Annotated in this window: 18 protein-coding genes; 14 read left to right on the top strand and 4 right to left on the bottom strand. The window is 46.8% G+C overall.

Translation table 11 applies throughout. The annotated features are described in order from the left end of the window. Positions 1 to 260: 260 nt before the first annotated feature. Entirely contained in the window at positions 261 to 1,898 is a 1,638-nt protein-coding gene (locus U9M73_RS15215) for a nitrite/sulfite reductase (protein ID WP_323077906.1), read from the bottom strand. A gap of 354 nt (positions 1,899 to 2,252) precedes the next feature. Here U9M73_RS15215 and U9M73_RS15210 point away from each other — a divergent pair, with 354 nt between their 5' ends. The 3 genes from U9M73_RS15210 (at position 2,253) to U9M73_RS15200 (ending at position 7,318) form a co-directional block, all read left to right on the top strand. Continuing rightward, positions 2,253 to 2,468 (top strand): DUF2759 family protein, encoded by a 216-nt coding sequence (locus tag U9M73_RS15210; protein WP_016314089.1) that lies wholly within the window; start codon positions 2,253 to 2,255, stop codon positions 2,466 to 2,468. A gap of 301 nt (positions 2,469 to 2,769) precedes the next feature. Next, the gene (locus tag U9M73_RS15205; RefSeq protein WP_232282302.1) at positions 2,770 to 3,981 is read left to right on the top strand and encodes an S-layer homology domain-containing protein; all 1,212 of its coding nucleotides are present in this window, start codon (positions 2,770 to 2,772) and stop codon (positions 3,979 to 3,981) included. 640 nt (positions 3,982 to 4,621) lie between these two features. Then, positions 4,622 to 7,318 (top strand): DUF5704 domain-containing protein, encoded by a 2,697-nt coding sequence (locus tag U9M73_RS15200; RefSeq protein ID WP_323077905.1) that lies wholly within the window; start codon positions 4,622 to 4,624, stop codon positions 7,316 to 7,318. 44 nt (positions 7,319 to 7,362) lie between these two features. Here U9M73_RS15200 and U9M73_RS15195 read toward each other — a convergent pair whose 3' ends face one another. Next, positions 7,363 to 7,914: an AbrB/MazE/SpoVT family DNA-binding domain-containing protein gene (locus U9M73_RS15195; RefSeq protein WP_050769765.1), complete on the bottom strand. Its 552-nt coding sequence runs from the start codon at positions 7,912 to 7,914 to the stop codon at positions 7,363 to 7,365. A gap of 209 nt (positions 7,915 to 8,123) precedes the next feature. Between U9M73_RS15195 and U9M73_RS15190 the strand changes: the two genes are divergently transcribed. From U9M73_RS15190 to U9M73_RS15180, 3 genes are all read left to right on the top strand, one after another. Beyond that, on the top strand, positions 8,124 to 8,747 hold the full coding sequence (locus U9M73_RS15190; protein WP_407673933.1) for a deoxynucleoside kinase: 624 nt from the start codon (positions 8,124 to 8,126) through the stop codon (positions 8,745 to 8,747). 3 nt (positions 8,748 to 8,750) lie between these two features. After that, a complete protein-coding gene (locus U9M73_RS15185; protein ID WP_009225404.1) occupies positions 8,751 to 9,404 on the top strand; it encodes a deoxynucleoside kinase in 654 nt (217 codons plus the stop codon). Positions 9,405 to 9,853: 449 nt separating this feature from the next. Next, positions 9,854 to 12,454: a U32 family peptidase gene (locus U9M73_RS15180; RefSeq protein ID WP_323077903.1), complete on the top strand. Its 2,601-nt coding sequence runs from the start codon at positions 9,854 to 9,856 to the stop codon at positions 12,452 to 12,454. 368 nt (positions 12,455 to 12,822) lie between these two features. Here the strand turns inward: U9M73_RS15180 and U9M73_RS15175 are convergent, their stop codons facing one another. Then, positions 12,823 to 13,122, bottom strand: a complete 300-nt coding sequence (locus U9M73_RS15175; protein WP_323077902.1) for a DUF6809 family protein — start codon at positions 13,120 to 13,122, stop codon at positions 12,823 to 12,825. Positions 13,123 to 13,788: 666 nt separating this feature from the next. Between U9M73_RS15175 and U9M73_RS15170 the strand changes: the two genes are divergently transcribed. Further along, positions 13,789 to 13,986 (top strand): hypothetical protein, encoded by a 198-nt coding sequence (locus U9M73_RS15170; protein WP_036645370.1) that lies wholly within the window; start codon positions 13,789 to 13,791, stop codon positions 13,984 to 13,986. Between the two features lie 145 nt (positions 13,987 to 14,131). Next, positions 14,132 to 15,007 (top strand): UTP--glucose-1-phosphate uridylyltransferase GalU, encoded by an 876-nt coding sequence (gene galU, locus U9M73_RS15165; RefSeq protein WP_323077901.1) that lies wholly within the window; start codon positions 14,132 to 14,134, stop codon positions 15,005 to 15,007. 48 nt (positions 15,008 to 15,055) lie between these two features. On the opposite strand, the gene U9M73_RS15160 is transcribed toward galU, so the two are convergent. Beyond that, positions 15,056 to 17,512, bottom strand: a complete 2,457-nt coding sequence (locus U9M73_RS15160; protein ID WP_323077900.1) for an O-antigen ligase family protein — start codon at positions 17,510 to 17,512, stop codon at positions 15,056 to 15,058. 292 nt (positions 17,513 to 17,804) lie between these two features. Between U9M73_RS15160 and U9M73_RS15155 the strand changes: the two genes are divergently transcribed. The 6 genes from U9M73_RS15155 to U9M73_RS15130 all read left to right on the top strand — a co-directional run bounded on the left by U9M73_RS15155 (position 17,805) and on the right by U9M73_RS15130 (position 23,975). Further along, positions 17,805 to 18,902, top strand: a complete 1,098-nt coding sequence (locus tag U9M73_RS15155) for a glycosyltransferase family 4 protein (RefSeq protein WP_323077899.1) — start codon at positions 17,805 to 17,807, stop codon at positions 18,900 to 18,902. A 1-nt stretch (position 18,903) separates the two neighbouring features. After that, the gene (locus tag U9M73_RS15150) at positions 18,904 to 19,980 is read left to right on the top strand and encodes a mannose-1-phosphate guanylyltransferase (protein ID WP_323077898.1); all 1,077 of its coding nucleotides are present in this window, start codon (positions 18,904 to 18,906) and stop codon (positions 19,978 to 19,980) included. A 35-nt stretch (positions 19,981 to 20,015) separates the two neighbouring features. Next, positions 20,016 to 20,981 carry a GDP-mannose 4,6-dehydratase gene (gene gmd, locus U9M73_RS15145; protein ID WP_323077897.1) on the top strand — a complete coding sequence of 322 codons (966 nt, stop codon included), beginning with the start codon at positions 20,016 to 20,018 and terminating at the stop codon, positions 20,979 to 20,981. A gap of 128 nt (positions 20,982 to 21,109) precedes the next feature. After that, positions 21,110 to 21,907 carry an ABC transporter permease gene (locus tag U9M73_RS15140; RefSeq protein ID WP_323077896.1) on the top strand — a complete coding sequence of 266 codons (798 nt, stop codon included), beginning with the start codon at positions 21,110 to 21,112 and terminating at the stop codon, positions 21,905 to 21,907. Positions 21,908 to 21,927: 20 nt separating this feature from the next. Beyond that, positions 21,928 to 23,292 (top strand): ABC transporter ATP-binding protein, encoded by a 1,365-nt coding sequence (locus U9M73_RS15135; protein WP_323077895.1) that lies wholly within the window; start codon positions 21,928 to 21,930, stop codon positions 23,290 to 23,292. Beyond that, entirely contained in the window at positions 23,289 to 23,975 is a 687-nt protein-coding gene (locus tag U9M73_RS15130; RefSeq protein WP_323077894.1) for a phosphocholine cytidylyltransferase family protein, read from the top strand. Before U9M73_RS15135 ends, U9M73_RS15130 begins: the two co-directional genes overlap by 4 nt. Positions 23,976 to 23,985 lie beyond the last annotated feature (10 nt).

Raw genomic sequence — 23,985 nt, 5'->3', positions numbered from 1 at the left:
ATAAACGAGGACAATATAGCTGTCCGATCCCCTCTTGGCCCCCTCTTTTTGAGGATTATCCCGTTGCATCAGATCGTGGAAATGAGATACAGAAAGTAAGGCATGCCCTTTTCACACGGCACTCCCAGTCTCGCTTGATCCACACTCTGAACGAAAGGGATAATCGTGCAAAAAGGGCCAAAAGAAAGAACTAGACCGGCCCCCATAGGGTACCAGTCTAGTTCAATAGATGTCGAGTGAAGATGCTCAAGCATCTCTACTTAAGAGGCGATTCCCGCAGCTAAAATTTGGTTCAGCTGTTCTTGGAATGCCGGAACTCCGACGCGCCGAACGAAATCATGGAAGGATTCGGAGGCATTGCGATTCGTTTTATAGAATAATAGCAACTGCTCGAGAACATATGCCACTTGGTCGCCTTTGACGCGGCCTTTAAGCGCTTGGTTAAACTGGGCATGCGGCCCGTTTGCTCCACCGCCTAATGTACCGCCTACGGCAATATCAAATGCATCCACCATACCTTCCGGCGTCTTGATCAGAGAGCCCTGCAAGCCGATATCGGCAATATGCTTATGGCCGCAGGCATTCGGGCAACCGATAAAGTGGATGCGAACCTTCTCGTCCAGTTCGACATGCTGGTCCAGGTATTCTGCAACTTCAGCGGCACGGCGTTTCGTTTCAACGATGGCCAAGTTGCAAAATTCATTGCCTGTGCAGGAAACGGTCCGGCTCATAAAATGCTTCGGAAACGGAGTTAACCGCTGAAGAACTGGCGCTTTGAGCGCTTCTTCCACCTTGTCGTCCGGAATGCCGCTGATCAAAATATTTTGCGACATTGTGGTGCGGATTTTGCCTTCGCCGTATTGGTCAGCTACATCGGCCAGTTGCTCCAGTTCATCGGCGTTTAACCGGCCAACCGGTACATTAAGGCCGATATAATTGAGGCCTTCCTGTTTCTGCGGGTGCACCCCGTCGAAATAGGCAGCTTGCCAGCCGACGGTTTTATCTTCCCCGCGCGACTCCAGCTCACCAACCAGCTCGATCAGCTTCTCTTTAAATTTCTCCGGTCCCCAGTCGGCGACGAGGAATTTCAGGCGAGCGTGGTGGCGTTTCTCCCGGTAGCCGTAATCGCGGAAAATCGTGGTGACTCCAATCGCAACCTTCAGCACTTCCTCCGGTCTGACGAAAATATCCAGCGGTTTCGCTAAATGCGGCTTCGCGGATAAACCGCCGCCTACCATGACATGGAACCCGATGGTCTCTTTTCCGTCGATCACCTTGACCGCTGGTGTAAAGGCTAAATCGTTGATTTCCGCTTGCGCATTATTGTAGATGTTTGCGGAGATCGACATTTTATATTTTCTCGGCAGGTTGGAGAAGTCACGGTTTAGCAGAAAGAATCGGTTCACTTCCTCCACGATCTCCGTCGTATCGATTAATTCATCCTTGTCGATCCCGGCGAGCGGATTCCCTACGATGGTACGCGGGCAGTCACCGCAGGCTTCAAACGAATACAGACCAACCTTATCTAGACGCTCGAAAATATCCGGCAAGTTCTCCACCCGCAGCCAGTGGAATTGAATGGCTTGACGTGTCGTCACGTCCACCAGGTTGCGGCCGTACAAGCGAGAAATTTCCGCCAGCGCACGTGCTTGCTTCGTGGTCATAATACCGGTATTGATGCGCACGCGCATCATGAAGTGACCATCCTTTGGTTTTTGCTGATATACGCCGGCCCATTTGAAACGATCCATATCGTCAGCTGGAATCGAGTTGTAGCCTTTCACCGCGTACTCCTCAATAATCGTGCGGATGACGTCCAGCCCGTCTTTTTCCAATTTGACGAACTCGAATTTGTTTAATTTCTCCGGCTCTTTGGTCCATATCGGTTCATAAGCCATGCGATAACCTCCCTATGTTACGTTTGGGTAAAGAATCCTCAATGGATCCCGTTCATTAATTCCGACAATAAAACTATGAATAAGGTTATTTTTCATGGTACCATAGAAGCCTGAGAGCGTAAATAAAGTAAGGGGGCTTTCGGGCATAAAACTTCCTTATGAACAACTAAAGATCTGGTGATAATGTATTTGTCAATGATATCCTGCATAAAATAAAGCTTGAATCCGGCAACAAACACGTAAATTCAGCGAAAACTTTGACAAAATCTTGTCTTTCCTCTTGCATCCGAACCAGAGGGAAGATAACATAGAAGAAGAGTTGTGATTTCGTGGATTTCAAGAGGAGGTTTCGCGATGTTGCTCCAGGCAGCGGAAGAAACAGCAAAAACAACGAATTTTAACGGGTTCGATATTTTTATGATTTTGTTTACGATTGTGATTTTTATTGGCGTGATCCGCCTGTTGAGAGAGCGTCCGAAGAAGAACCTGTTCGCGATCGCTTTCGGGATTATCAGCTTGCTGGTCTTTTTGGCATCGGATGCGATCATGATTAAGACCTGGTTTAGCTAAGCCAAGGCGAGCGATACATATTTCATTATGTGAAATAAGCCAAGGCACTTTATTCTTGATAAAGGAGTAAGGTGTCTTTTCATTTTACAGGATCTGGATTATAATAAGGCCAGGTGAAGCACACCTTGACATCTTTTGGATGGCGAGGTGTGTTTTTTTATTTGCAACAAATGGATGATTTTATCAGAAAAGCAAGAACAAAGGAGGTATACAGCGAATGGTAGCGAATAAGTGAAGATACATATTTTTCCTTTGCATGAAATCTAAAAAATTAGGCGTGGGAGTGATGAAAGTGAAAAAGATGCTGATGGTGTGGCTGGTTGGATTGTTGGTGATCAGCTTGATACCGGGTGAGCCTCACCTTCATGCTGCTGGCGGGTTCCCAGACGTTAAGCAGGGGCACTGGGCTAAAGTGGCGATTGATTCAGCCGTGGCCAAGGGATATTTCAAAGGCTATGCAGATGGAAACTTCAAGCCGAATGGAACAGTAACTCGAGCTGAATTTGCGGCCTTATTGGCGCGGGTAGCTAAAGCTGAGGAGTCAGAGGTGACGGGGCATTCGTTTTCGGATTTATCGGGACACTGGAGTGAAGCGGAGGTCGAACGTGCGGTATCCCTTGGTTTTATTCAGCCGAGCGACTATCCGAACGGGTTTCAGCCGAATACGCCGATCACCCGCTTTGAAATGGCCAAGTGGATGACGTCGGGACTGGCAGCCAACAATGATGACTTTAAGCAAGCGTTGGAGGACACCAAGACAACGGTAATCCCGGTGAGAGAATATTTTAAACCGGGGATTCCACAGTCGAAATCTTCGTACGTTGCCGTCGCGTTAGGGACAAAGCTGATGAGCGGGTATCCGGACGGCTCCTTTGGGTTGGATAAGAAAGCGACTCGCGCGGAGACAGCCATCATTCTGCAAAATTACGAGCAGGTAAGTAATAGAGAAGCGGGGAGTTTTCTAGGACTGAAGGAACTGAGACAAGTGGGCACGGAACGTACGAATCTGGAGACGATCAGCCCCTTCACAACAGGCAATACTTCGTTAAATGATGTTGTGGAAAAAACGCTCACGTTTCGGAATAATGCAGGTAGTCTGAAGCTGCATCATTATATCGTTGTTGATACGGAAGACTTCAAGAATATCGACAGCATTTATGCTCCTTTGTTTGTAGATGAATCGGATTATAATAGTAGGCTTGACGAACCTGGGGTATATCGAGCATTCATTCATATTACAATTTACCCGAAAGCTCAGGATTTTAGCGTAGGACACTACATGAACGGTGTTCGAGACGGCATTGTCGCTGGGAGTAGAATTCTTAATCAAAGTATTATGGATAAATACGGGTATCAAACTTTACCTCATATCGAGTCAAAAAAATTTTTTAAAGAGCATAACAACCCTAATGGGATTACATTATGGGTTGAGGTTTTTTTAGATTCATCTCGTGAATTAAGAGATAGTATAAAAACAGATGATGGTTCGTATGCGTCTCTGAGTAATAAATAATAGGAGTGGCTGAATATTGAAGAGGTGCTTAGCCATTTTACTTATATTTTTACTTATACTCTCCACATTTCCTAATCGATCAAAAGCAGCATTCTTAAATGGTTATCCTTCGGATAACATTGAAATAACTCCCAATGGACCTGCACAAATGCAGCAGATAAAAGTGTTAGTGAAGGGAAGTGACGTGGCTAGACCCAAAATTGTTTGGGTACAAACTGATACTGACATTTGGACTGCTACTTTTGATAATGGAACACGAGTTGAGACTGGAACTCATAGTAGTGGTCAATCTGCGGTACCTTTAAAGAAACGTACGGATTTCGAGTTGAACATGGGAGCATACGCTCCTGATTTAATGGAGGATAGCTTAAAAAATACATTTTCGAAAACGTACATAAAGGATTTGGAAATTGAAGATATGGAATGGAGAGAATCAAATAGTTATGAGCCCATCGGCTCTAAACCTGTATTTCACGCTGGAAGTACGACCGCTACAATTAAAGTTTCTACAGGATACCCATTAGATTATTCTGATAAATATAAATACGCAACCCGAGCGGATGGGGCAGATAAGTTTATGGCGGAGTACTATATTCCTATGTTTGTAAATTACAAGGGATATGTACTGGAGAAGAAAAGGATGCGGGTATTGGAAAATGCCACATTGCAGGTGGGGCAGACGAAGGACATGAAGGCCGAGGTATCCACACAGGAGTATAATATGACGAATTGGATCGATAACTGGTACGATGTGACATTGGCTTCTGAGACAACTTGGTCTTCCGATAATCAGGCTGTAGCAACAGTTGATTCAAGAGGGAAAGTAACAGCAAAATCTGCCGGTACGGCGAAAATCACAGCCCAATGGAAAAAAGGACCTTACTGGTTATACGGATCAGCCACAATAACCGTAGGAACCGGTGGGGGAGGCACGCCGAATCCTACAGACCCTCCCCCTGGCGGCCAATGCACGCAGCCAGCCCCAAGCGGCAATGTCATTGATGTTCCCTTAAATGATCCTGCAGTAAGCGCAGTTATTAAAGCAGATAGTCGGGGGGCTGAGCGATTTAATGTGTTGGATGGGATTCCGACTTCCGAAAGTCTTTATGGGAATGTCTTTGCCAAAAGCTACTTATCGAAAAATAAATTCGTTGAGATGGCCGGGAAATGTACCTTTGAGATTACGGTTAATCGTGAGTATACGTTAACGTGGGATCCAGGCAAAGAGGTGGAAGGGCCGGATGGCACAACCTATAAGGAGCCGGATCCGCAAACGGACACGGAAACCGTGACGAAATCGTACACGATTGAACGTCCATACTCTTTTTGGGTGATCGATAACCTGGAAGTGTATCAAATTAACGAGGCCGCTTTGCTAAATTACGCTTTTGAAGGCAATGGCATTCGGATACAGCCTTCAGGGTACACGCCACCGACATATTCAACGGACCTTTCACATGGGTTTACGCCACCGGATCCGGAAAATCCGGTAGAAGCACCGCCGGGCAGTATGTCAGGAGGGGAGGAGAGACCTGATCCAAGCGGGGAGGATTTGAGTTCTTTTGCTGAGAGTGCCGTAGAAGATGTGAAAGTGAAGAATGACACCCTGATATTCAACGGAAACACCATTATGAATGGTGCTGAAACGAGCCGATCGGGAGCACGGCCGGGTCAGATCCCAGCAGCGCCGCAGATCAACGAAAACGTGCTGTACAGTCCAGGTCATGTGATCCCCACCAGCAAGACGAATAAGGCGGACCAACCTAGCGCTGGCACGATCTATTACGGGCTGATGAGCGGCAACATTAATGGCGGCTCCGACAAAAGCTATCCTATTTACGGGATCAACAGTGTGACCGTACATACACCTGTAGTGATGTACCCCGGCGTCTCCGACGACAAAGCGCACAATCAGAAGACGACGCCGGCGGCGGGGCGTTCGGCGGTGATTTTGGACCGGCCGTTTACCGTCACGATGCCAAACAGCGGCCAGCATGCCAATTACCTGGGGTATGGCAACCGGGACTATTTGAAGTATATCGGCAGCAAGCAGGTTCGCTTCCCGTTTGATGTCTATGAGGGGGCGAAAGCGAGATTTTATCCCAAAAATACCTGGATTGAAGTCGACAAGGCTCGGGAGCAGTTTGACTTCTACCTGCCCGTTTGGGTGGATGAAGGGTTCTATACCGTGGAGTTCCGCACCATCGCGCATAATGCGCCGGCCGGAGCGACGGAGCAGACGAACGCCAACTTGAACCTCACCCATCATATCGCTTATGGCACGGTGCCGGTTGACGTGATTGGGCGGGTGTTCGATCTTAACGTGACGGATATCGCCGATTACAACTGGGAAAGTGTGTTTCGGACGGCTCCGGGAAGTCCGGTGCCCACAGGGGCCGTTTACTGGGTTGGGCTCAACGGAATTGATGGGGCGCCAAGAGGTAATACGCCGCAGTATACGCTGCCGATCCGCCCCGGAAGCCATCCGCTGTACAAAAACGCGGTCATCAAAACGGGATACCACTTCAAGTTTGATCTGAAAACGAAAGGGAATATGTTCGGGCCTTTAGATCAAATCGTGATTACCCCCTCGTTTGATTTCATCGACGCCGTAAGCGGGAAGCGTCAGCCCGTCGATCTGTATTACCATACCGGGAACAGGAGTTACGTTCGGATTGGGTCAGCCCTGGATCAGGTGCAGCGCTACGTGATTCTGAATGATCGTCTGCGGAATGTGCCGATGGAAGAGTTGACGGATACAGCGCTTTACAAATACGATCACGACTACACGTTTGACCAGATAGCCGGGATTGGTCGCAGCCAGTTCGTGCAGCGGTTTATCCAGAAGCAGTCGATGCAAAAAACACCCGTCGGCAGCTTTAGCCTGCTGCGGTTACCGGAGGGCGTCCGCACGCTGATCGGTCCGAAGACGGGAATTCCTGCGGGCGTTGATCCAGCTCGGGTTAATGCCGCAGTGCAACGATGGTATGGCGAATATAGCCTACCAGCTGAGCTTTACGCCGTCCCGGCGGGGACGAACGTAGCGGAGTATGGACGGACGCATGGCGGGTTGACGGATCGGTCGGAGATCTTTTTGAAAAAAGGGTATATCGTGGTGAACTTCAACATCGAGACGGTGCGAAACGGGGAGACGGAGAAGCCATATCTTCAATATATCCGCGCGCCGCTGATGAACCAGTGGACTGGCATGGAAGGATTTGCACGGAGCGTTGTAGACCCTTACGGTCGGCGCTTCACGCTGAAGGATGGGGATGTGGCGTTTTACCATGCGGATCTGTCGAGTCGGGATGATTTCAGGCCGCTCGTGACGCATTAATTGTATTCGGACTAATGGCTCCTTTCCCTAGAGGGAGGAGCTTTTTAGGTTTGGCCATCCTTTTTCATCGTTTTCATAGCTGGATCGGATTGTCTTAATTCCTGGAGTAGTTGACTCACCCGACTCTGGGAAATGCCTATCCTTCTGGCCCATTCGCTCTGTGTGGAGTTGGGGTGGGTGCGCATGGCTTCCAATAGCCGTTCGTAGGCTTTACCGCGTTTTCGACCTCGTTTACTTGCAGCGATATCCTTGGTGGGACGACCCGGCCCCCTATTTTCTGCGGATGCGGTTACCGCAACCTCCTCTGTTCCCGGCGAGGCAGGTGGTGAACTGAGTTCCAGGGTAGCCTGAAGACGAAGCTCCTGGATGCAAGAGGGACAAATAAATTTTTCATGATAATAGAGCAGGTTATCCAGGGTCTGGCAGAACATGCAGGCTTGAGATTGATATTTACGAATCATGATCCATCGAGAATCGGGGTCAATGAAAAACTCCATCGGATCCTTTTCCTCGATGTCTAATACCCTTCTCCATTCAATCGGCAATACGATACGCCCGAGTTCATCCAGTGCTCGAACGATTCCTCTTCTTCTCATCGGCTTACCTCCTATAGGTTCATCCATACAGTAATTCGACATAACTTCAAAATTTCCTGTAAGCTCAAACCATAAGTACCTTTTTCTCCAAATCATTTATCACCTCTCTTCTACTAGCCTACTTAAAATGAAAAAGCCGTTTGCCTGAATTCTGTGATACAATATTCTAGTCTATTTTTCAGGCAAGTGAGATGTGGGAGGACCCTCAAGTGAAGAAGCCATGCCCGTTTATCGCCGTGGAAGGCGCCATCGGAGCCGGAAAAACCACGCTGGCCACGATGCTCGCTGAGCGGTTTGATTTTCCGCTGTTGAAGGAGATCGTGGAGGAGAATCCGTTCCTGGACAAGTTTTATCAAAATATCGAGGAATGGGCGTTTCAGCTGGAAATGTTCTTTTTGTGCAACCGGTATAAGCAATTGGAGGATACGGTGAAAAACTATGTGTCCCGGGGGTTGCCGGTCGTGTCGGACTATCATATTTATAAAAACTGGATTTTTGCCCAGCGGACGCTGCAAGGGGACAAACGGGAGAAGTATCGGCAGATTTATCATCTGCTGACCGACGATCTGCCTAAACCCAATGTGATTGTGTATATCCGGGCGGAATTGGCGACCTTGTTAAAAAGAATCGAAAAACGCGGCCGCAGCTTTGAGCAGGACATCGATCCCGGCTATCTGGAGCGGTTGATCGAGGATTATGAAACGGCGATTACGCAGATTCAAACGCGTGAACCGGAGACGGTCGTGATTACGATTGATGGCAATATGCTGGATTTTGTGGAGCATCCGGAGCATTTTGAGCAGATCGTTGCGAAGATAAAGGAGCACTTATAAAAGATGAGTCATGAATTGCACATCCCTAAAGACGCCTTAATCACGGTAGCAGGTACCGTCGGCGTTGGTAAATCCACGTTGACCACTGCGCTGGCTGCCCGGCTTGGCTTTCGCACTTCGATGGAGAAGGTCGATAACAATCCGTATCTGGAGAAGTTCTATCAGGATTTCGAGCGCTGGAGCTTTCATCTGCAGATTTATTTTCTGGCGGAGCGGTTTAAAGAGCAGAAGGCAATCGTTGAAGCGGGCGGCGGGTTTGTTCAGGACCGTTCGATTTACGAGGACACCGGGATTTTCGCCAAAATGCATGCCGATCAAGGCACGATGTCCAAGACAGATTACGAGACGTACACCAGCTTGTTTGAGGCGATGGTGATGACGCCGTATTTTCCACATCCGGACGTGCTTATTTACCTGGAAGGGAATCTATCGTCCATCCTGAATCGGATCCGGCTGCGGGGTCGGGAAATGGAGATCCAGACGGACGTCTCCTATTGGGAGCATATGCATGAACGGTACGCAAAATGGATCGAGGAGTTTGATGCCTGCCCGGTGCTGCGGCTGAACATTGATGAGTACGATGCCACAGATGAAGCGTCATTGGATGAAATTATCCGCCAGGCGGCAGAAATCATTCATGCGTCGCGGGCGAAGTGAAACGGTTAAGTATACAAGAGGTCAATGGGAGCTGGTGCTTCTGTTGGCTTCTTTTTTTATGTTGACAGGGGATTTCGTGGTGGAGGGTGGGCTTGGCTCGGATAGGATAGGTGTGTTTGGGGCTCTCTTTGATGATTATCCCGTTGCGTCAGAGCTTGGGGACAGAGAATACTTGAAAAAAAGAATAGGTTGCGCGGACAAGGCTACCTCATTTCGCCCCCTCTCTTGATCCCCCTTTCTGAACGAAAGGGATAATGGTGTAAAAAAGGCGTGAGAAGGGCAATAAGGGCTCTGAGGGCTGGCCCCATGTTTTTCCTTGCGAATGGATGGAAAAGCTAGAGTGCACGGGCAATGTCTGCTAGAATATATAAGTTGATAATTCGCTTAAATTTGAATTTTTGCAATCAAGTAGAATAGACGCCGGCTGCGGCCGGATTGGGAGGACATACATGAGCAAGACGACGTTAACGCGGCAGGATGTGGAGCTGCTGGCGCCGGCCGGCGATTGGGATTGCATGCGGGCGGCGGTGGCGAACGGAGCGGACGCGATCTTTTTTGGCGTAGAGAAGTTTAATGCCCGGGCGCGGGCGAACAATTTCCGGATGGACGAGCTGCCGGAGATTATGGCTTTTTTGCATAGCTATGGGGTGAAGGGGTTCCTGACCTTCAATATTCTTGTGTTCGAGGACGAGCTGCGGGATGCGCAAGAGTTGGTTGAGGCGTGCATCAACGCGGGGGTGGATGCGGTTATTGTGCAGGACCTCGGGTTGGTGAAGCTGATCCGCGAGTTGTCGCCGGATTTTCCGATTCATGGCTCGACGCAGATGACGATCACTTCGCCGGAAGCGGTGGAGTTCGTGAAGCCGTGGAATTTGGAGCGCGTCGTGCTCGGCCGGGAAAATAACCTCAAGCAAATCAAAGTCATCGGGGAACAGGCGAAGCTGCCGATGGAGGTGTTCGTGCACGGGGCACTATGCGTGTCTTACTCTGGCCAATGTCTGACGTCAGAAATGTGGGGCGGGCGCTCGGCCAACCGCGGCGAATGCGCGCAGGCGTGCCGGTTGCCGTACGACCTGATCGTCGATGGGGAGCAGAAGCCGATGGGCGATGTCGCCTACCTGTTGTCGCCAAAGGATTTGGCGGCGATCGACATCATGCCGGAGCTGATTGAGGCGGGCGTGACCTCCTTTAAGATCGAAGGACGGCTGAAAAGTCCGGAGTACGTTGCCAACGTGGTGAGCAAATATCGGAAGGCGATTGACCGTTATTTTGACGGGGACGATACGCGTCCGTCAAAGGAGGAGATCCGTGAGCTGCAGCAGAGCTTTTCGCGCGGCTTTACGCATGGCTTCCTGGAGGGGACGAACAATAAGAAGCTGGTCGACGGGACGTTCCCGAAAAGCCGGGGCGTGTACCTGGGCCGCGTAGAGAAGGTGCTGCGCGACGGCGTCGTCTGCAAGCTGGAGGCGCCGCTGAAGCGCGGGGACGGGATTGTGTTTGATGCCGGGGATCCGACGCAAAAAGAAGAAGGCGGCCGCGTCTACGACCTGCGCCGTCAAGGCGTAAAGCAGGAAGGCGAAGCCGGAGAGGGTTGGATCGTCGATATCGTGCCGGGACGTAATGACGTGGATTTGCGCCGCGTGCACGTCGGGGATCGCATCTGGAAGACGAACGACCCGGCGCTCGACAAGCGGCTGCGCCAGACGTACGAGACCGAGAAGCCGTACCGCGTCTTCCCGGTGCATGTGCGGGCGGTGGGCCACGCCGGCGGGCTGCTGAATACCTTCTGGACGGATGTACAGAAGGGAACGACGGTGCAAGTCGACTCGGAGCTGGAGCTCGAGGTCGCGCAAAAACGGCCGATGGACGCCGCTCTGCTCGAAGAGCAGTTCGGGCGTCTCGGCGGCACGGTGTTTCAGCTCGAGAAGCTGGATGCGGAGCTGTATGGCGACGTCATCCTGCCGATTCGAGAGCTGAACAGCATCCGCCGGCGGGCGGTGGAGCTGCTCGCCGCCGAGCGGCCGAAGCCGCCCGTGTGGACGCGCACACGGGCGGCGGGGGTGTTGGACGCCCCAGCCGTGGGCGGGGCGTCGATGGCGCCGCTGGCGCCGGCGGCGGCAGCCGCTGCGGTTGCGGGGCAACCGCAGCAGGCGCAGGGCCGCGGGCCCGCGGCGCCGGTGAAGCACGGCGAAGCGCAGCTCGCCGCGCTGTGCCGCAGCCTGCCGCAGGTGCAGGCTGCCTTGGAAGCCGGCGTATCGTTCGTCTACGCCGACTTCGAGTTTATCAAGCAATTCCCGGCAGCAGTTGAAGCCGTTCGCGCAGCCGGAGCTAGAATCGCGCTGGCGACGCCGCGCATCCACATGCCGGGCGAAAACGGCTACCACAACAACATCCTGCGCCTCCAGCCCGACGCAGTGCTGGTGCGCAACACCGGGGCGCTGTATTACTACCTGCGCCACCGGCAAGAGAACCCGTCGGCCGTGCATCCGCGGTTGATCGGCGATTTTTCGCTGAACATCGCCAACCACCTGACGGCCGAGCTGTTCCTGGAGGTCGGCTGCGACGTGGTGACGCCGTCCTACGACTTGAACATCCAGCAGATGGTCGATCTGCTCCGGGTCAGCCCCACGGCCGACATGGAGATCGTGATCCATCAGCATCTGCCGATGTTCCATACCGAGCATTGCGTGTACTGCACCTTCCTCAGTGAAGGAACGGACTACACCAACTGCGGCCGCCCGTGTGAAAAACACCGCGCTTCCCTGCAGGACCGGATCGGCATGTCCCACCCCGTCCGCGTGGACGAAGGCTGCCGCAACACGGTGTACAACGCCATCGAACAGTCGGGCGCAGAGTATCTGAACCATTTTCTCGAGCTGGGCGTGTCCAAATACCGTGTTGAGTTCCTCGAAGAAACGCCGGAGCAGGTGCATGAGGTCATCGACCTCTACAACAAAGCGTTACGCGGAGAAATCAGCGGCACCCAGGTATGGAAAACCCTCAAAGCGACCAACCAACTCGGCGTCACGCGCGGACAGTTGGTAAAATAAAAAACGAAGGGAGCCCCATGGTTCGCGGTAGCTATACCGTAGGGGGCTCCCTTCCATAAACACAAATAGACCGCCCTCGGCAAAGGAATCGGTCTATTTGTGCCCATTCTTACACAGCCTACCGCCCTTAAAAGCGGCTGTTGCCCGGGGCCGTGCCCCAAGCACGGCTCCTTAATCGTTACTTTCATTGTATCACAATCAAAATAAAATATACACGTTTGCGAACATTTTTCGCAGAGAAGCCTAACATTGCTCGTATTCAGGACATTTTCCACTAGACGCCAAACGGAACCAAGCAAGCCGACACGAACCAACCGCCTCAACGCAAATCACCCCGACTCGCTCCTGCCATCCAAGGTTTGCGAGATCTAAGGGGTGAGAGGATGTCGGACAAGCTCATCTGTACCGGTGAGTACTTCCGTGAGGAGGGAGGCGCCAAGCCTGAAACCGTATTTAAACACTGCCATCGAATGCATGTCGTTAGCTTGTGCCTGCAGATCCATCAGGTATTCCAGTTCGCTAAATTCTTCTTCGGTCAGCTTCTTACGCCATGATTCCGTAAGCTCCGAGATTTGCCGGCATAGAGGACGATACTTCGGATCTCGGGAGACAATCATTTCGTCCGGCAAAATATGCCCGGTATAAAGCTCTTCAATCAGACTACTCATACGCATCCTCCTTATTGATAGAGAGGCAGCGCCTTGAAAGGGAGGGCAGCACATGGTAGCATATTTATGCGGCCTTCCTTTGGAGGGTTGCCTCTGGGGGGAAGTGGCGGGTTCTTTTGCGAGATTGCGCCGCTTCCCTTTACTTTTGTTCGGACAAAAGCTTCTTGATCCCCAGCCGTATCGCCTCGGTGACGGTAAGTTGATGCTTGTCACAGTAAGCGATTAAGGCGTTATAAGTTTCTTCATCAAAACGTGCCTTGATAATGTATTTCTTGGGACTTTCCGCTTTTGGCCGCCCTGTTCGTGGGCTCAGTTTACCCACCTCACTTTCTGTGCCACACAATAAATATAATATTTTGTGACACAAAAAGTCAATCCTAAAAATTCCAGAATCTTGAAGAAAAACACCCTGCAAAGACATCTGTTTTCCTATCAAATACAACTTGTGGAACGTTTGTGAATTCGCTGTTCAAAGAGGCGATAACCCTTCTTTATCGCTTATAAAAATCTTGTCGATATGCTATAATGAAAGCGTAAACAAGCGAGTTGTAGAGCGGGTTTTAGCGATGTTCAGATCGCGTTGAAAAACTAGACGATTGTAAGTTGAACCCCGTCTAAATCTCGCTTGTGCCGTAGTTTTCACAAACCTTTAGGAGGGTGAAGGTGATGTTTGAAGGTTTCCTCGAGATGCAGTCAGTCGTGACTCGTGTACACGGACAATTGGAAATTGACGGCGAACAAGAATACCGCAAAATCGAGTTCGGCACGGAACGTTTCCTGCACACGCCGGAACCGGGGAATCGGATCCGAAACGAGGAAGAGCTTCCTCAGCGCTTCACATGGCGGAGATTTTGGACTCATTAATTTCGTTCTGTTTCTAAGAAATAAAATATCTTGTGCCTTAAGTCGGGCTCGGGGGAATCCCCGGGTCTTTTTTGCTAACCGTCAACTTGGAGTATGATATAATGATACTAGATAGATCATTTAAGAACGAGGGAGTCACAATTTCATGAAAATCCGCAAAGCCATCATTCCCGCGGCCGGGCTGGGAACGCGTTTCCTGCCTGCCACGAAAGCCATGCCCAAAGAAATGCTGCCCATCGTCGATAAGCCGACGATTCAATATATTGTAGAGGAAGCCGTGGCTTCGGGGATCGAGGATATTATTATTGTAACCGGTAAAGGGAAACGGGCGATTGAGGACCACTTTGACGCTTCATTTGAACTAGAGTATAACCTTAACGAGAAGGGCAAGTACCAATTGCTTGAAGAGGTCCGCAAATCATCGGAAATGGCGGATATTCATTACATTCGTCAGAAGGAACCAAAAGGTCTTGGACATGCCATTTGGTGTGCGCGCAAGTTCGTCGGTGACGAGCCCTTCGCGGTATTGCTTGGCGATGATATTGTGGAGTCGGAAGTCCCTTGCCTGAAGCAGATGATCGATGTATATAGTGAACATCAGGCTTCCATCGTAGGGGTTCAACCGGTGAGCTGGGATGAGGTATCTCGTTACGGGATCGTTGATCCGGTGGCGGTTCGGGATCGCGTCTACGAGGCGAAGCAACTGGTGGAAAAGCCAGAGGTTGGCCAAGCCCCATCCAATCTGGCGATTATGGGACGTTATATTTTAACACCCGCGATTTTTGACATCCTGGACAACCAGCGCATTGGAGTTAACGGTGAAATCCAATTAACCGACGCCATTTCGCGGCTCGGCGAAACTGAACGAGTATTGGCCTACCACTTCGAAGGCACCCGCCACGATGTCGGCGAGAAGTTGGGCTTCATCAAGACTTCGATCCACTACGCCCTCGAAAATCCGGAGCTTCGCGATGAGTTAATTAAATATATGTCAGAGATTATCTTGGATAGCTTAAACTAAATAAAGCCGGCCTCTCCTTAAGGAGGGACCGGTTTTTCGTCTACTGCATTAAAATGTTAAGTTAGCTAACTGCTCAATCGATGCCTTTTCGGATGGATCAACCTTCAGCAATCGGTCGTACACCGCTTGGTCGGTAGCTCCTGTCTTCTGCAAAGCAGCTAGGTACCAACGGGCAATTTCGCGGTTTGTACTATCGGACAAATCATCCTTAATTCCAACTTTGAAGATTTCCGCCGCCTTGGCCGGTTCATTCATCATAAATTGCATTTTACCGGCATTTAAGACCATTGGCTGCGTAATCTCAAACGGATTCCCCTGCATTTGCCCCTTAGGCAACGTCTTCAGGTGCTCTACACCATCGACAACATGCTGATAGGCAGCTAACCCGGTTTGGAAATATTGCTCCTTCTGAGCGATATCCTGCTCACCAAGCTTTTGATATCCAAGCTCATAGGATTGAACGATCAGGGTTTCGTACCAACTCATATCATATGCATAACGATTCGCGTTATCGCGGTAAACCTCATAAGCCTTGTCGTATTCGCCTTTGGACTGGTATAGCTTAATCAATTGTTTATACATGTCCTTATTGAAAGGTTCTTTTTTCAGCGCATTCGTAAGGAGCGCCTGCTCCTGATTGTAGAATGCTTCGTCTTTCGTTTGATCAAACCCGGCTTGCAACAGAGAGCTTAAGTACAGCACCGCATCGGGTTGGCCGCTGCGTTTCTTGAGCGCTTTATCCAAAGGAGCCTTGATCTCCTGGAAATCTGTGCTGGTCGCGATCAATTCTTTGCCTTTGGCCGCAGCATCGACGGCTTGAATATTCCGGATCGATACAAAGATCAAGATCAAGGAAGCGACCACCATGATCGTGCTGTACAACCCGCGCATCGTTCCTGGTTTAACGGTGAACTTTTTGACCGGTTGGTTGTCCATCGCTGCTGCCATCCCTGCAAGCCCCAGGAATACTAAGATACCCAGGAACACATAGCTCATGTTAAAGTCCATCAAGCTGTGCATCAGGATCGAGAGGACGATGATGAAGTAGACGAAATAGGACTCCTGCTTCTGTTCATCTGCTTGGATATATCCACGAATATACTTATAGAAAATAAAAGCCAAAAATGCGATCAACACAAGGAAGCCTAAGAGGCCTACCTCCACCAGATACTGCATCACAAAGCTGTGCGCCTGACGGCTGGTGTATGGGTTGTTCTGGTATTTTTCATAGATCGACGCCCAGGCACCGCCGCCGGCCCCAATAATCGGATAGTCTTTGACAACCTTCGCTGCATCCTTATAGAAAGTCATCCGTTCCAGGAAGCTGTGCTGCTGCAGGTTAAGGTTCTCCAGGCGTTCCCCGATATTCCCCGGCAATATATGCTTCAGGTTCGTCCCGAGGAATAACGCAGCTAAAACAGCAACCGCAAGTACCGAAACGAGAGGCAGCCACAAGCTGGCAAGTTTCTTGCTTGCCCATTTGCGAGTTCCGTTCTCCAATCGAGGAGCAACAAAACGTTGAATCAGGCAAGCAATGACAGCCAGCACGATGGAAGCTGCCAGGACGTAGAACCAGCCCTTGGCCGGGTCACCGATCTGTCCCAGATGGAATTGCTGTCCCAGCTCTGTGACAGGCTTGGCAATGACCAGCGTACCGATTCCGGCGATCAAGCAGTATACGATCCAGAGGATTTGTTTGGCCGGCTTTAGGAACAACAGTAAGATGATAAATACGATCGGCAAAAACACCAAACCGCCCCGGGATAACGTTAATAGAATCGAAAGGGCGATCGGTACAAGCATAAATGCATGGATTGCTTGGCTGTACCATCTTTTTGAACGTGTAATGGCGAAGACGGCTACAAAGAAAAATGCCATCAAAAACGCCGCATACGTATTCGGATATTGGAACACCGAAGCGAGACGTGGACCGTTCGCGTCCACCCAGATCGCTTGGGTGTATTGCCCGTTAACTACCGTACCTGTAAACCAGCCAACGATGGCCGACACAGTTTTCCCTTGTCCCAGCCAGTTGAACAGGCCAAAAAGCACAATGATATATCCAACGGTGATTACCGTCGTTTCAATGACAAGGTTCGACTTGCGGTTTTGCAGCAAATACAATGAAATGACAAACATAAAGGCATAAAGCGACTGAATCAGCACCATATTGGAAGCAAAGTACTGGCTTGCTGCCGAAATCAGTGCGATAATGTAAGTTATGGGAATAAGCAGAACGAACAAAACCGTCCAATCCCGCTGGTCTTCTAGCTTGAGGCTTTTGAAATAGGTGGCAACCCAACCTAGCATTAGTAGACTTCCCACAAGCACCGCCCAATAGATGGGTCTCTCGAAGTCTAGGACAAGCCCGTTAAACAACCCGGCTTGAAACGGCGCCCAAACCAGGAACAAAATCAACCCAATCATCAACACCAACAGCGCCGCAGGTAACTTCTCCCGATTTCTCGACGCTGCGGCCATTTTCCCGTATACTGGTTTCGACACGTGTTTATCTCCTTTGCGAATAGATACGACATTTATTTTAGCATATTGCGAGATGGGGAGCTAGATTTCCATCTTTATGCTAAATGTTAACAATTTGGTGGTGTTTAAAATCAAAAATACGTTTTTTCGGATGTTGTATAAAATCGCAGTATTCTTTAAGCCAATAATTATATTTCTTCTACCGCCAGGTGCGAGGCAACAGGTTAAGAGATTGCTATTAAAGAAGGCTTTCCCGATTGATAACCAATCTTCACGGCAAATTTATTCCAATTATCCCAAAGGGGTTAATTTGGTGGGATATGCGAGAGCGGAGATGGGGATCGGAGAGTCATGTAGAATTGCAGCGAGGAATTTGAATGCTGTAGATATTCCTTATGGGATTATCAACTTTACGGGAACGAATAATGCGAGAATGTCAGATCTCACTTGGTCTCATAAGGAAGTTTTGCAACCTGAGTACAATGTCAATTTATTTCATATTAACGCGGAACAGATGATGGAGATCTACGCTTATTACGGTAACTCCCTTTTTAATGGGAGGTATAACATCGGGTACTGGCATTGGGAACTTCCTGACTTCCCTGATGAATGGCTTGAAAGTTTTAACCTTGTAGATGAAGTATGGGTTCCTTCCACCTTTGTCGCAGACTCCATAGCCATGAAAAGCCCGGTTCCCGTAGTGAAGATTCCACATTCTATTGAAGTTAAAGTTGTGGAGTCGCGTAACCGGGAGTATTTTGGCTTGCCTGAAAACACCTTTTTGTTTTTGTCGATGTATGATGTGAAGAGTTATCAAGATCGTAAGAATCCAGAAGCTGCGATTAAAGCATTTAAAGTTGCATTTCAGCCGGACGACATGAATGTTGGGCTGGTCATTAAAGTGAATTGCTATAATAGCACTTTAAACGACTTGGAGGCCTTAGATGTACTTATAGCAAACTATGAAAATATATACTTAATAAAAGAAACCATCAGTCGTAACGATGTGAACGCTCTTCTCTCCTTAACAGATTGCTTTGTGTCATTACATCGCAGCGAAGGTTTTGGTCTTGGATTAGCCGAGGCGATGTATTTAGGAAAACCGGTGATTGGAACGAATTGGTCATCGAATACTGATTTTATGAATCACCAAAATTCCTGTTTAGTTGATTATGAATTGATCCAGGTGGGAAAAGACCAAGGTCCTTATAAGGCCTATCAAAATTGGGCTGAACCGGATGTTGAACATGCCGCTGGTTACATGAAGAAGCTAGTAAATGATAAGAGCTATTATCAGACGATTGCAGTTAAAGGTGAGAAATATATTAAAGAGTATTACTCTCCTGAAGCGATCGGCAAACTGATTCAGCAAAGGCTTGATTATATCCACTTATGGAAATTTGGAGGTTAACATGACTATTACTTGCGTAATCATGGCCGGGGGGAAGGGAGAACGGTTTTGGCCAAAAAGCAGAACCAATCTTCCTAAACAGTTTTTGAACATCTCCGGGAATAAATCTATGATTCAACAATCTATAGCTCGATTGGAAAAGTTGGTTGATATCAGTCAGGTGTTTATTGTAACAAATGGCTTGTATGCTGAACTGATAAAGGCTCAAATCCCACATTTACCCCATGACAATATCATTATTGAACCGGTGGGGAGAAATACGGCTCCTTGCATCGGGTTGGCGTCTATTCTTATTGAAGAAAAGTTTCCAGACAGCACCATGATTGTGCTGCCCTCGGATCATATTATTGAGAACGAAGAGGGCTTTGTAAAGATATTGAAAACAGCTGTAGAGGTAGCACAGGACAACAAGAGCCTGGTGACACTGGGAATTCAACCAACTTATCCTGAAACGGGATATGGGTATATAGAAAGTACTAATGATAAGCAAGTCATCAATGAGTTAGATGTACTTAAAGTAAATAAGTTTGTTGAAAAGCCAGATCTGCCAACGGCAGAGTCCTACTTGCGATCCGGGAACTATTACTGGAATAGCGGCATTTTTGTTTGGAGAACCGAGGTTATACGAAAATATATCCAAGAACTCATGCCAGATATGCATGATATACTAGAAACGATGCGTGTTGCGTTTGGTACTTCTGAACAGTCGGAAGTCATCGAATCCGAATTTGCCAAGATGCCGGACCAATCGATAGATTACGGCATCATGGAGAAGGTTAAAGACATCTATGTAATACCATGCATCTTTGGGTGGGACGATGTTGGCAGTTGGACAGCATTGGAGCGAATCAACGAATTGGACGAAAATGGGAATGTGATTAAAGGGAATATATTGAATCTAGACACTAAACGCTGCATTATTGAAAGTAACGGAAAATTAATCGCTACACTAGGGATTGAGGACCTGATAATTGTCGATACAGAGGATGTAACTTTGATATGCAGTAAGGATAAAGCACAGGAAGTTAAATTGCTGCTTAAGGAACTTCGTATGCAGAAATTAGAGCAGTACTTATAATCAGAATAAATGATGATGAATGGAGAGGTAATAACATGGCTAAAAACGCGCTAATTACGGGAATTACAGGACAAGACGGTTCTTACTTGGCTGAGCTGCTTCTAGAGAAAGGCTATAAAGTATACGGCCTTCGCCGAAGAACCAGCACACCGATGATGGATAACATTGAACATATTAAAAATGAGATTGAATTCATTGAAGGGGATCTGCTGGATCAGGGCTCGCTTGTCAATGCAATTCAGATTTCCAACCCTGATGAGGTTTACAATTTGGCTGCCCAGTCGTTTGTAGGGACTTCTTGGGATCAACCATCTTTAACTGGTCAAATCACGGGGATCGGAGTTACGAATTTGCTGGAAGCAGTTCGTTCCAAGAAGCCGGAAGCCAGATTTTATCAAGCGTCCAGCAGCGAAATGTTTGGTAAAGTGGTAGAAACTCCTCAGAAGGAAACAACACCATTTTATCCGCGTAGTCCTTATGGTGTAGCGAAAGTATACGGTCACTGGATTACGGTGAATTACAGGGAAAGCTACGATTTGTATGCTTGCTCAGGAATCCTGTTCAATCATGAGTCGCCACGACGCGGAATTGAGTTCGTTACTCGCAAGGTCACGACGGCTGTAGCGAGAATAAAATTGGGCTTGCAAAACGAACTTCGTATGGGCAATCTTGACGCGAAACGCGATTGGGGATTTGCTGGTGACTATGTTAAGGCGATGTGGCTGATGCTGCAGCAGGACAAGCCTGAAGATTTTGTAATTGCTACTGGCGAGACGCATACGGTACAGGAATTGGTTGAAATCGCCTTTAGTCATGTAGGGTTGAATTGGAGAGATTATGTTGTTATTGATCCTAAATTTGTCCGTCCTGCAGAAGTAGATCTACTCTTGGGGGATTGTTCTAAAGCCAAGGAAAAATTAGGTTGGAAACTTGAAGTTGGCTTTGAAGAGTTGGTAAAGATGATGGTGGAAAGTGATCTGGAAAAAAATTCTAAAATGTAAAGAGTAGTTACACATATAAGAGGTCCATTGGTTGTAAAAAAAGGCTTCATTTGTTTGTGAGGTCTTTTTTTATTAATAATTTTCTGATTTTTATGGCGATTACTATAGTTATGAGGAGAAGTTTTGGGATGCTGATTAAATTTATTAAGGATATCTATTACCAAAGAAGAATTCTTTGGAGTATGTCTAAAAGTGATTTTAAGTCAAAATACCTTGGTTCTGTACTTGGGGTTATATGGGGATTCATTACTCCTTTAATAACTATTTTGATTTATTGGTTTGTTTTTGAATTTGGGCTAAAGGCGGGAGAACGCCCAGATAAAGTACCATTTGTATTATGGATGGTGTCAGGGATGGTTCCGTGGTTGTTCTTTTCTGAAGTTATATCCGGAGCAAGTAATTCTCTGATGGAATATAGCTATATAGTTAAAAAAATTGTTTTTAATCTTAAATTGATTCCACTAATTAAGATTATTTCCAGCTCAATTGTACATGTGCTGTTTGTTATTTTGAATATGATACTTGTATTTTCATATGGTTATTGGCCAACTGCACATTGGATTCAGCTTCTAGTTATAATACCCTATTGTTATATAACGGTAATGGCGATTTCTTATTTTAATGCGGCGGTAATTCCGTTTTTTAGAGACTTTCCGCAGATTATATCAATTGCACTTCAATTTTTGTTTTGGCTAACCCCGATAATATGGGATATGGCTATAGTACCAACAAAGCTAAAATGGATATTTTTGATTAACCCTCTCTATTATATCGTTGAGGGTTATAGATCTGCTTTTGTTTATCAACAGAATTTTCTGAATAACAATATAATGTTTTGGGTTATGTTTGTTTGTATGTCTCTTCTTCTAGTTCTATCAATAAAGATCTATGATCGATTCGAAGGATCATACGCAGATGTTCTGTAAAATTTTAAGGAGAGATGGGAATGTTAAATGATAATCTCGAAAAAGTTCAACTTAATAACTTTGAAGATAAAGAAGTACTTATTTCTTTAAAAAATGTTAGTAAAGAATATAAATTGTATGCAAAACCAAATGATCGTTTTAAGGAACTTTTTACTTATAAGAAATATCACAATCTAAAAAAAGCATTAAATAACATTTCAATTGATATTAGAAGAAGAGAAGCTGTTGGTATTATTGGTTCTAATGGGGCAGGAAAATCTACCTTGTTAAAACTTTTAACAGGAATTATTAAACCAACTGAAGGCAGTATTTCAATTTCTGGTCGTGTTTCTGCAATCCTGGAACTCGGAGCTGGATTTAATCCTGAACGAAGTGGACTTGAAAATATCAGATATAATTGTATGTTAATGGGTTTGAGTGAGAGAGAAATTCGATCGCGCATAGACTCGATATGCGATTTCGCCGATATTGGGGAATATATTTATCAGCCAGTAAAAATGTATTCAAGTGGCATGATAGCTCGTCTTGCGTTTGCAACAGCAGTTAGCGTTGATCCCGACATTTTAATAGTTGACGAAGCACTTTCAGTAGGAGATGCGTACTTTCAAGCAAAGTCGATTGCAAAAATGAAGGAACTAATGAAGGATAAAACCGTTATTTTCGTTTCTCACACAATGGATGTTATTCGTAGTTTCTGTAAACGTGCAATTTACATTAAAGATGGCAGTGTATATATGGATGGCGATGTTAGGACTGTTACCCAGCAATATGAGACCGATAATAATAAACGTCTCGCTGTCTTAAATAAATCTATGTCCTTGGATTCGTTAGTTAACAAAAAAGCAGATATAGATGCTACTAGTCAAGTTACTGATAACCATTTGGAGTTATTTGATAGGGAATTCGATCAAAGAGTAAAAGATTTTCGTGCTGGAACTGGAGAAGTTAGATTTATTCGAGCTGATTTGTATGTGGATGGAAAATTGAGTAATACAGTACCTTTTGGATCCGTGGTATCGTTAAAAATTTATTTTCAATGCATTGAAGATATTAATGAAGGTGGAACTGTGGGATATACCATTCGAAATAGAAATGGCGTAGATGTTTTTGGCTTTAATTCTTATAATAAAATAGAATTGCTTCCAAAAATGAAAGCTGGTCAAATAATGGCTGCTAATGTTACCTTCCGCAATGTACTTGCACCAGGCGAGGGTTATGTTGTTGGATTGGGCCTTAAATCAAAGCTTCATCACTCTACATTCATGGATAGTATCTATTCGGCAATTATTTTTGATGTACCAACTTTACCTGATCAGAATTGGGTACCCGGGCTAATATATGTAGAGCAAAGTTTTGATTTAGAGTTAGTTGGTGGTGATAAATGAAACTTGTAATATTAGCTGCTGGTGTTGGGAGTCGATTGGGTTTTAATTTGCCAAAAGCGATGGTTGAAATTGAACCGGCCAAGACTATATTAGATTTTCAGCTAGATAATTTTTTTGGGGTTATAGATCCAAAAGATATTATTATTGTTGTCGGATACAAAAAAGAAACCATCATGGAACGCTATCCACAATTACAGTATTTATACAATCCAGATTATTCAATAACTAATACCTCTAAAAGCTTGCTTATTGCTCTAAATCAAATCAAAGATGAGGATGTTATCTTTATCAATGGAGATATTTTTTTCACAAAACAAATAGCTTATAAAATTAGCCAGTGTAAAGAAACCACATTTTTGGTCAATACTGAGCCTACTGCAGATGAAGAAATTAAATATAGATTGAATGAGTATGGGAAAATTTGCGAGCTTTCAAAAGAAGTGAAAGCACCTATGGGTGAATCAGTAGGAGTGAATTTTATTAGTGCTTCAGACGTTGAAATTGTAAAGAGAGAACTTGAAACTGTTCAAAATATGGATTATTTCGAAAAAGCTTTTGAAAATTTAGTCTTGAAATCAAAATTAGAAATATCCCCAGTATATGTTAATGGTGAATTTGTAAGAGAAATTGATTTTCTTGAAGATTTACAAGTTGTAAGGGATTATTTAAAAGAAAATAAATGAATTATTTTCA

This window comes from Paenibacillus phoenicis (genome assembly GCF_034718895.1).
GTDB lineage: Bacteria > Bacillota > Bacilli > Paenibacillales > Paenibacillaceae > Fontibacillus > Fontibacillus phoenicis.
Note: the sequence above shows the minus strand (reverse complement) of the source record. Positions and strands in the feature narration are given on the sequence as shown.

What these genes read in the sequence shown, in the direction of transcription:
- U9M73_RS15175 (WP_323077902.1), bottom strand. Translation starts at nt 13,122, where the DNA reads ATGAGTAGTCTGATTGAAGAGCTTTATACCGGGCATATTTTGCCGGAC.
- gmd (WP_323077897.1), top strand. Translation starts at nt 20,016, where the DNA reads ATGGCTAAAAACGCGCTAATTACGGGAATTACAGGACAAGACGGTTCT.
- galU (WP_323077901.1), top strand. Translation starts at nt 14,132, where the DNA reads ATGAAAATCCGCAAAGCCATCATTCCCGCGGCCGGGCTGGGAACGCGT.
- U9M73_RS15140 (WP_323077896.1), top strand. Translation starts at nt 21,110, where the DNA reads ATGCTGATTAAATTTATTAAGGATATCTATTACCAAAGAAGAATTCTT.
- U9M73_RS15180 (WP_323077903.1), top strand. Translation starts at nt 9,854, where the DNA reads ATGAGCAAGACGACGTTAACGCGGCAGGATGTGGAGCTGCTGGCGCCG.
- U9M73_RS15215 (WP_323077906.1), bottom strand. Translation starts at nt 1,898, where the DNA reads ATGGCTTATGAACCGATATGGACCAAAGAGCCGGAGAAATTAAACAAA.
- U9M73_RS15185 (WP_009225404.1), top strand. Translation starts at nt 8,751, where the DNA reads ATGAGTCATGAATTGCACATCCCTAAAGACGCCTTAATCACGGTAGCA.
- U9M73_RS15195 (WP_050769765.1), bottom strand. Translation starts at nt 7,914, where the DNA reads ATGAGAAGAAGAGGAATCGTTCGAGCACTGGATGAACTCGGGCGTATC.
- U9M73_RS15200 (WP_323077905.1), top strand. Translation starts at nt 4,622, where the DNA reads ATGCGGGTATTGGAAAATGCCACATTGCAGGTGGGGCAGACGAAGGAC.
- U9M73_RS15210 (WP_016314089.1), top strand. Translation starts at nt 2,253, where the DNA reads ATGTTGCTCCAGGCAGCGGAAGAAACAGCAAAAACAACGAATTTTAAC.
- U9M73_RS15135 (WP_323077895.1), top strand. Translation starts at nt 21,928, where the DNA reads ATGTTAAATGATAATCTCGAAAAAGTTCAACTTAATAACTTTGAAGAT.
- U9M73_RS15130 (WP_323077894.1), top strand. Translation starts at nt 23,289, where the DNA reads ATGAAACTTGTAATATTAGCTGCTGGTGTTGGGAGTCGATTGGGTTTT.
- U9M73_RS15170 (WP_036645370.1), top strand. Translation starts at nt 13,789, where the DNA reads ATGTTTGAAGGTTTCCTCGAGATGCAGTCAGTCGTGACTCGTGTACAC.
- U9M73_RS15205 (WP_232282302.1), top strand. Translation starts at nt 2,770, where the DNA reads ATGCTGATGGTGTGGCTGGTTGGATTGTTGGTGATCAGCTTGATACCG.
- U9M73_RS15150 (WP_323077898.1), top strand. Translation starts at nt 18,904, where the DNA reads ATGACTATTACTTGCGTAATCATGGCCGGGGGGAAGGGAGAACGGTTT.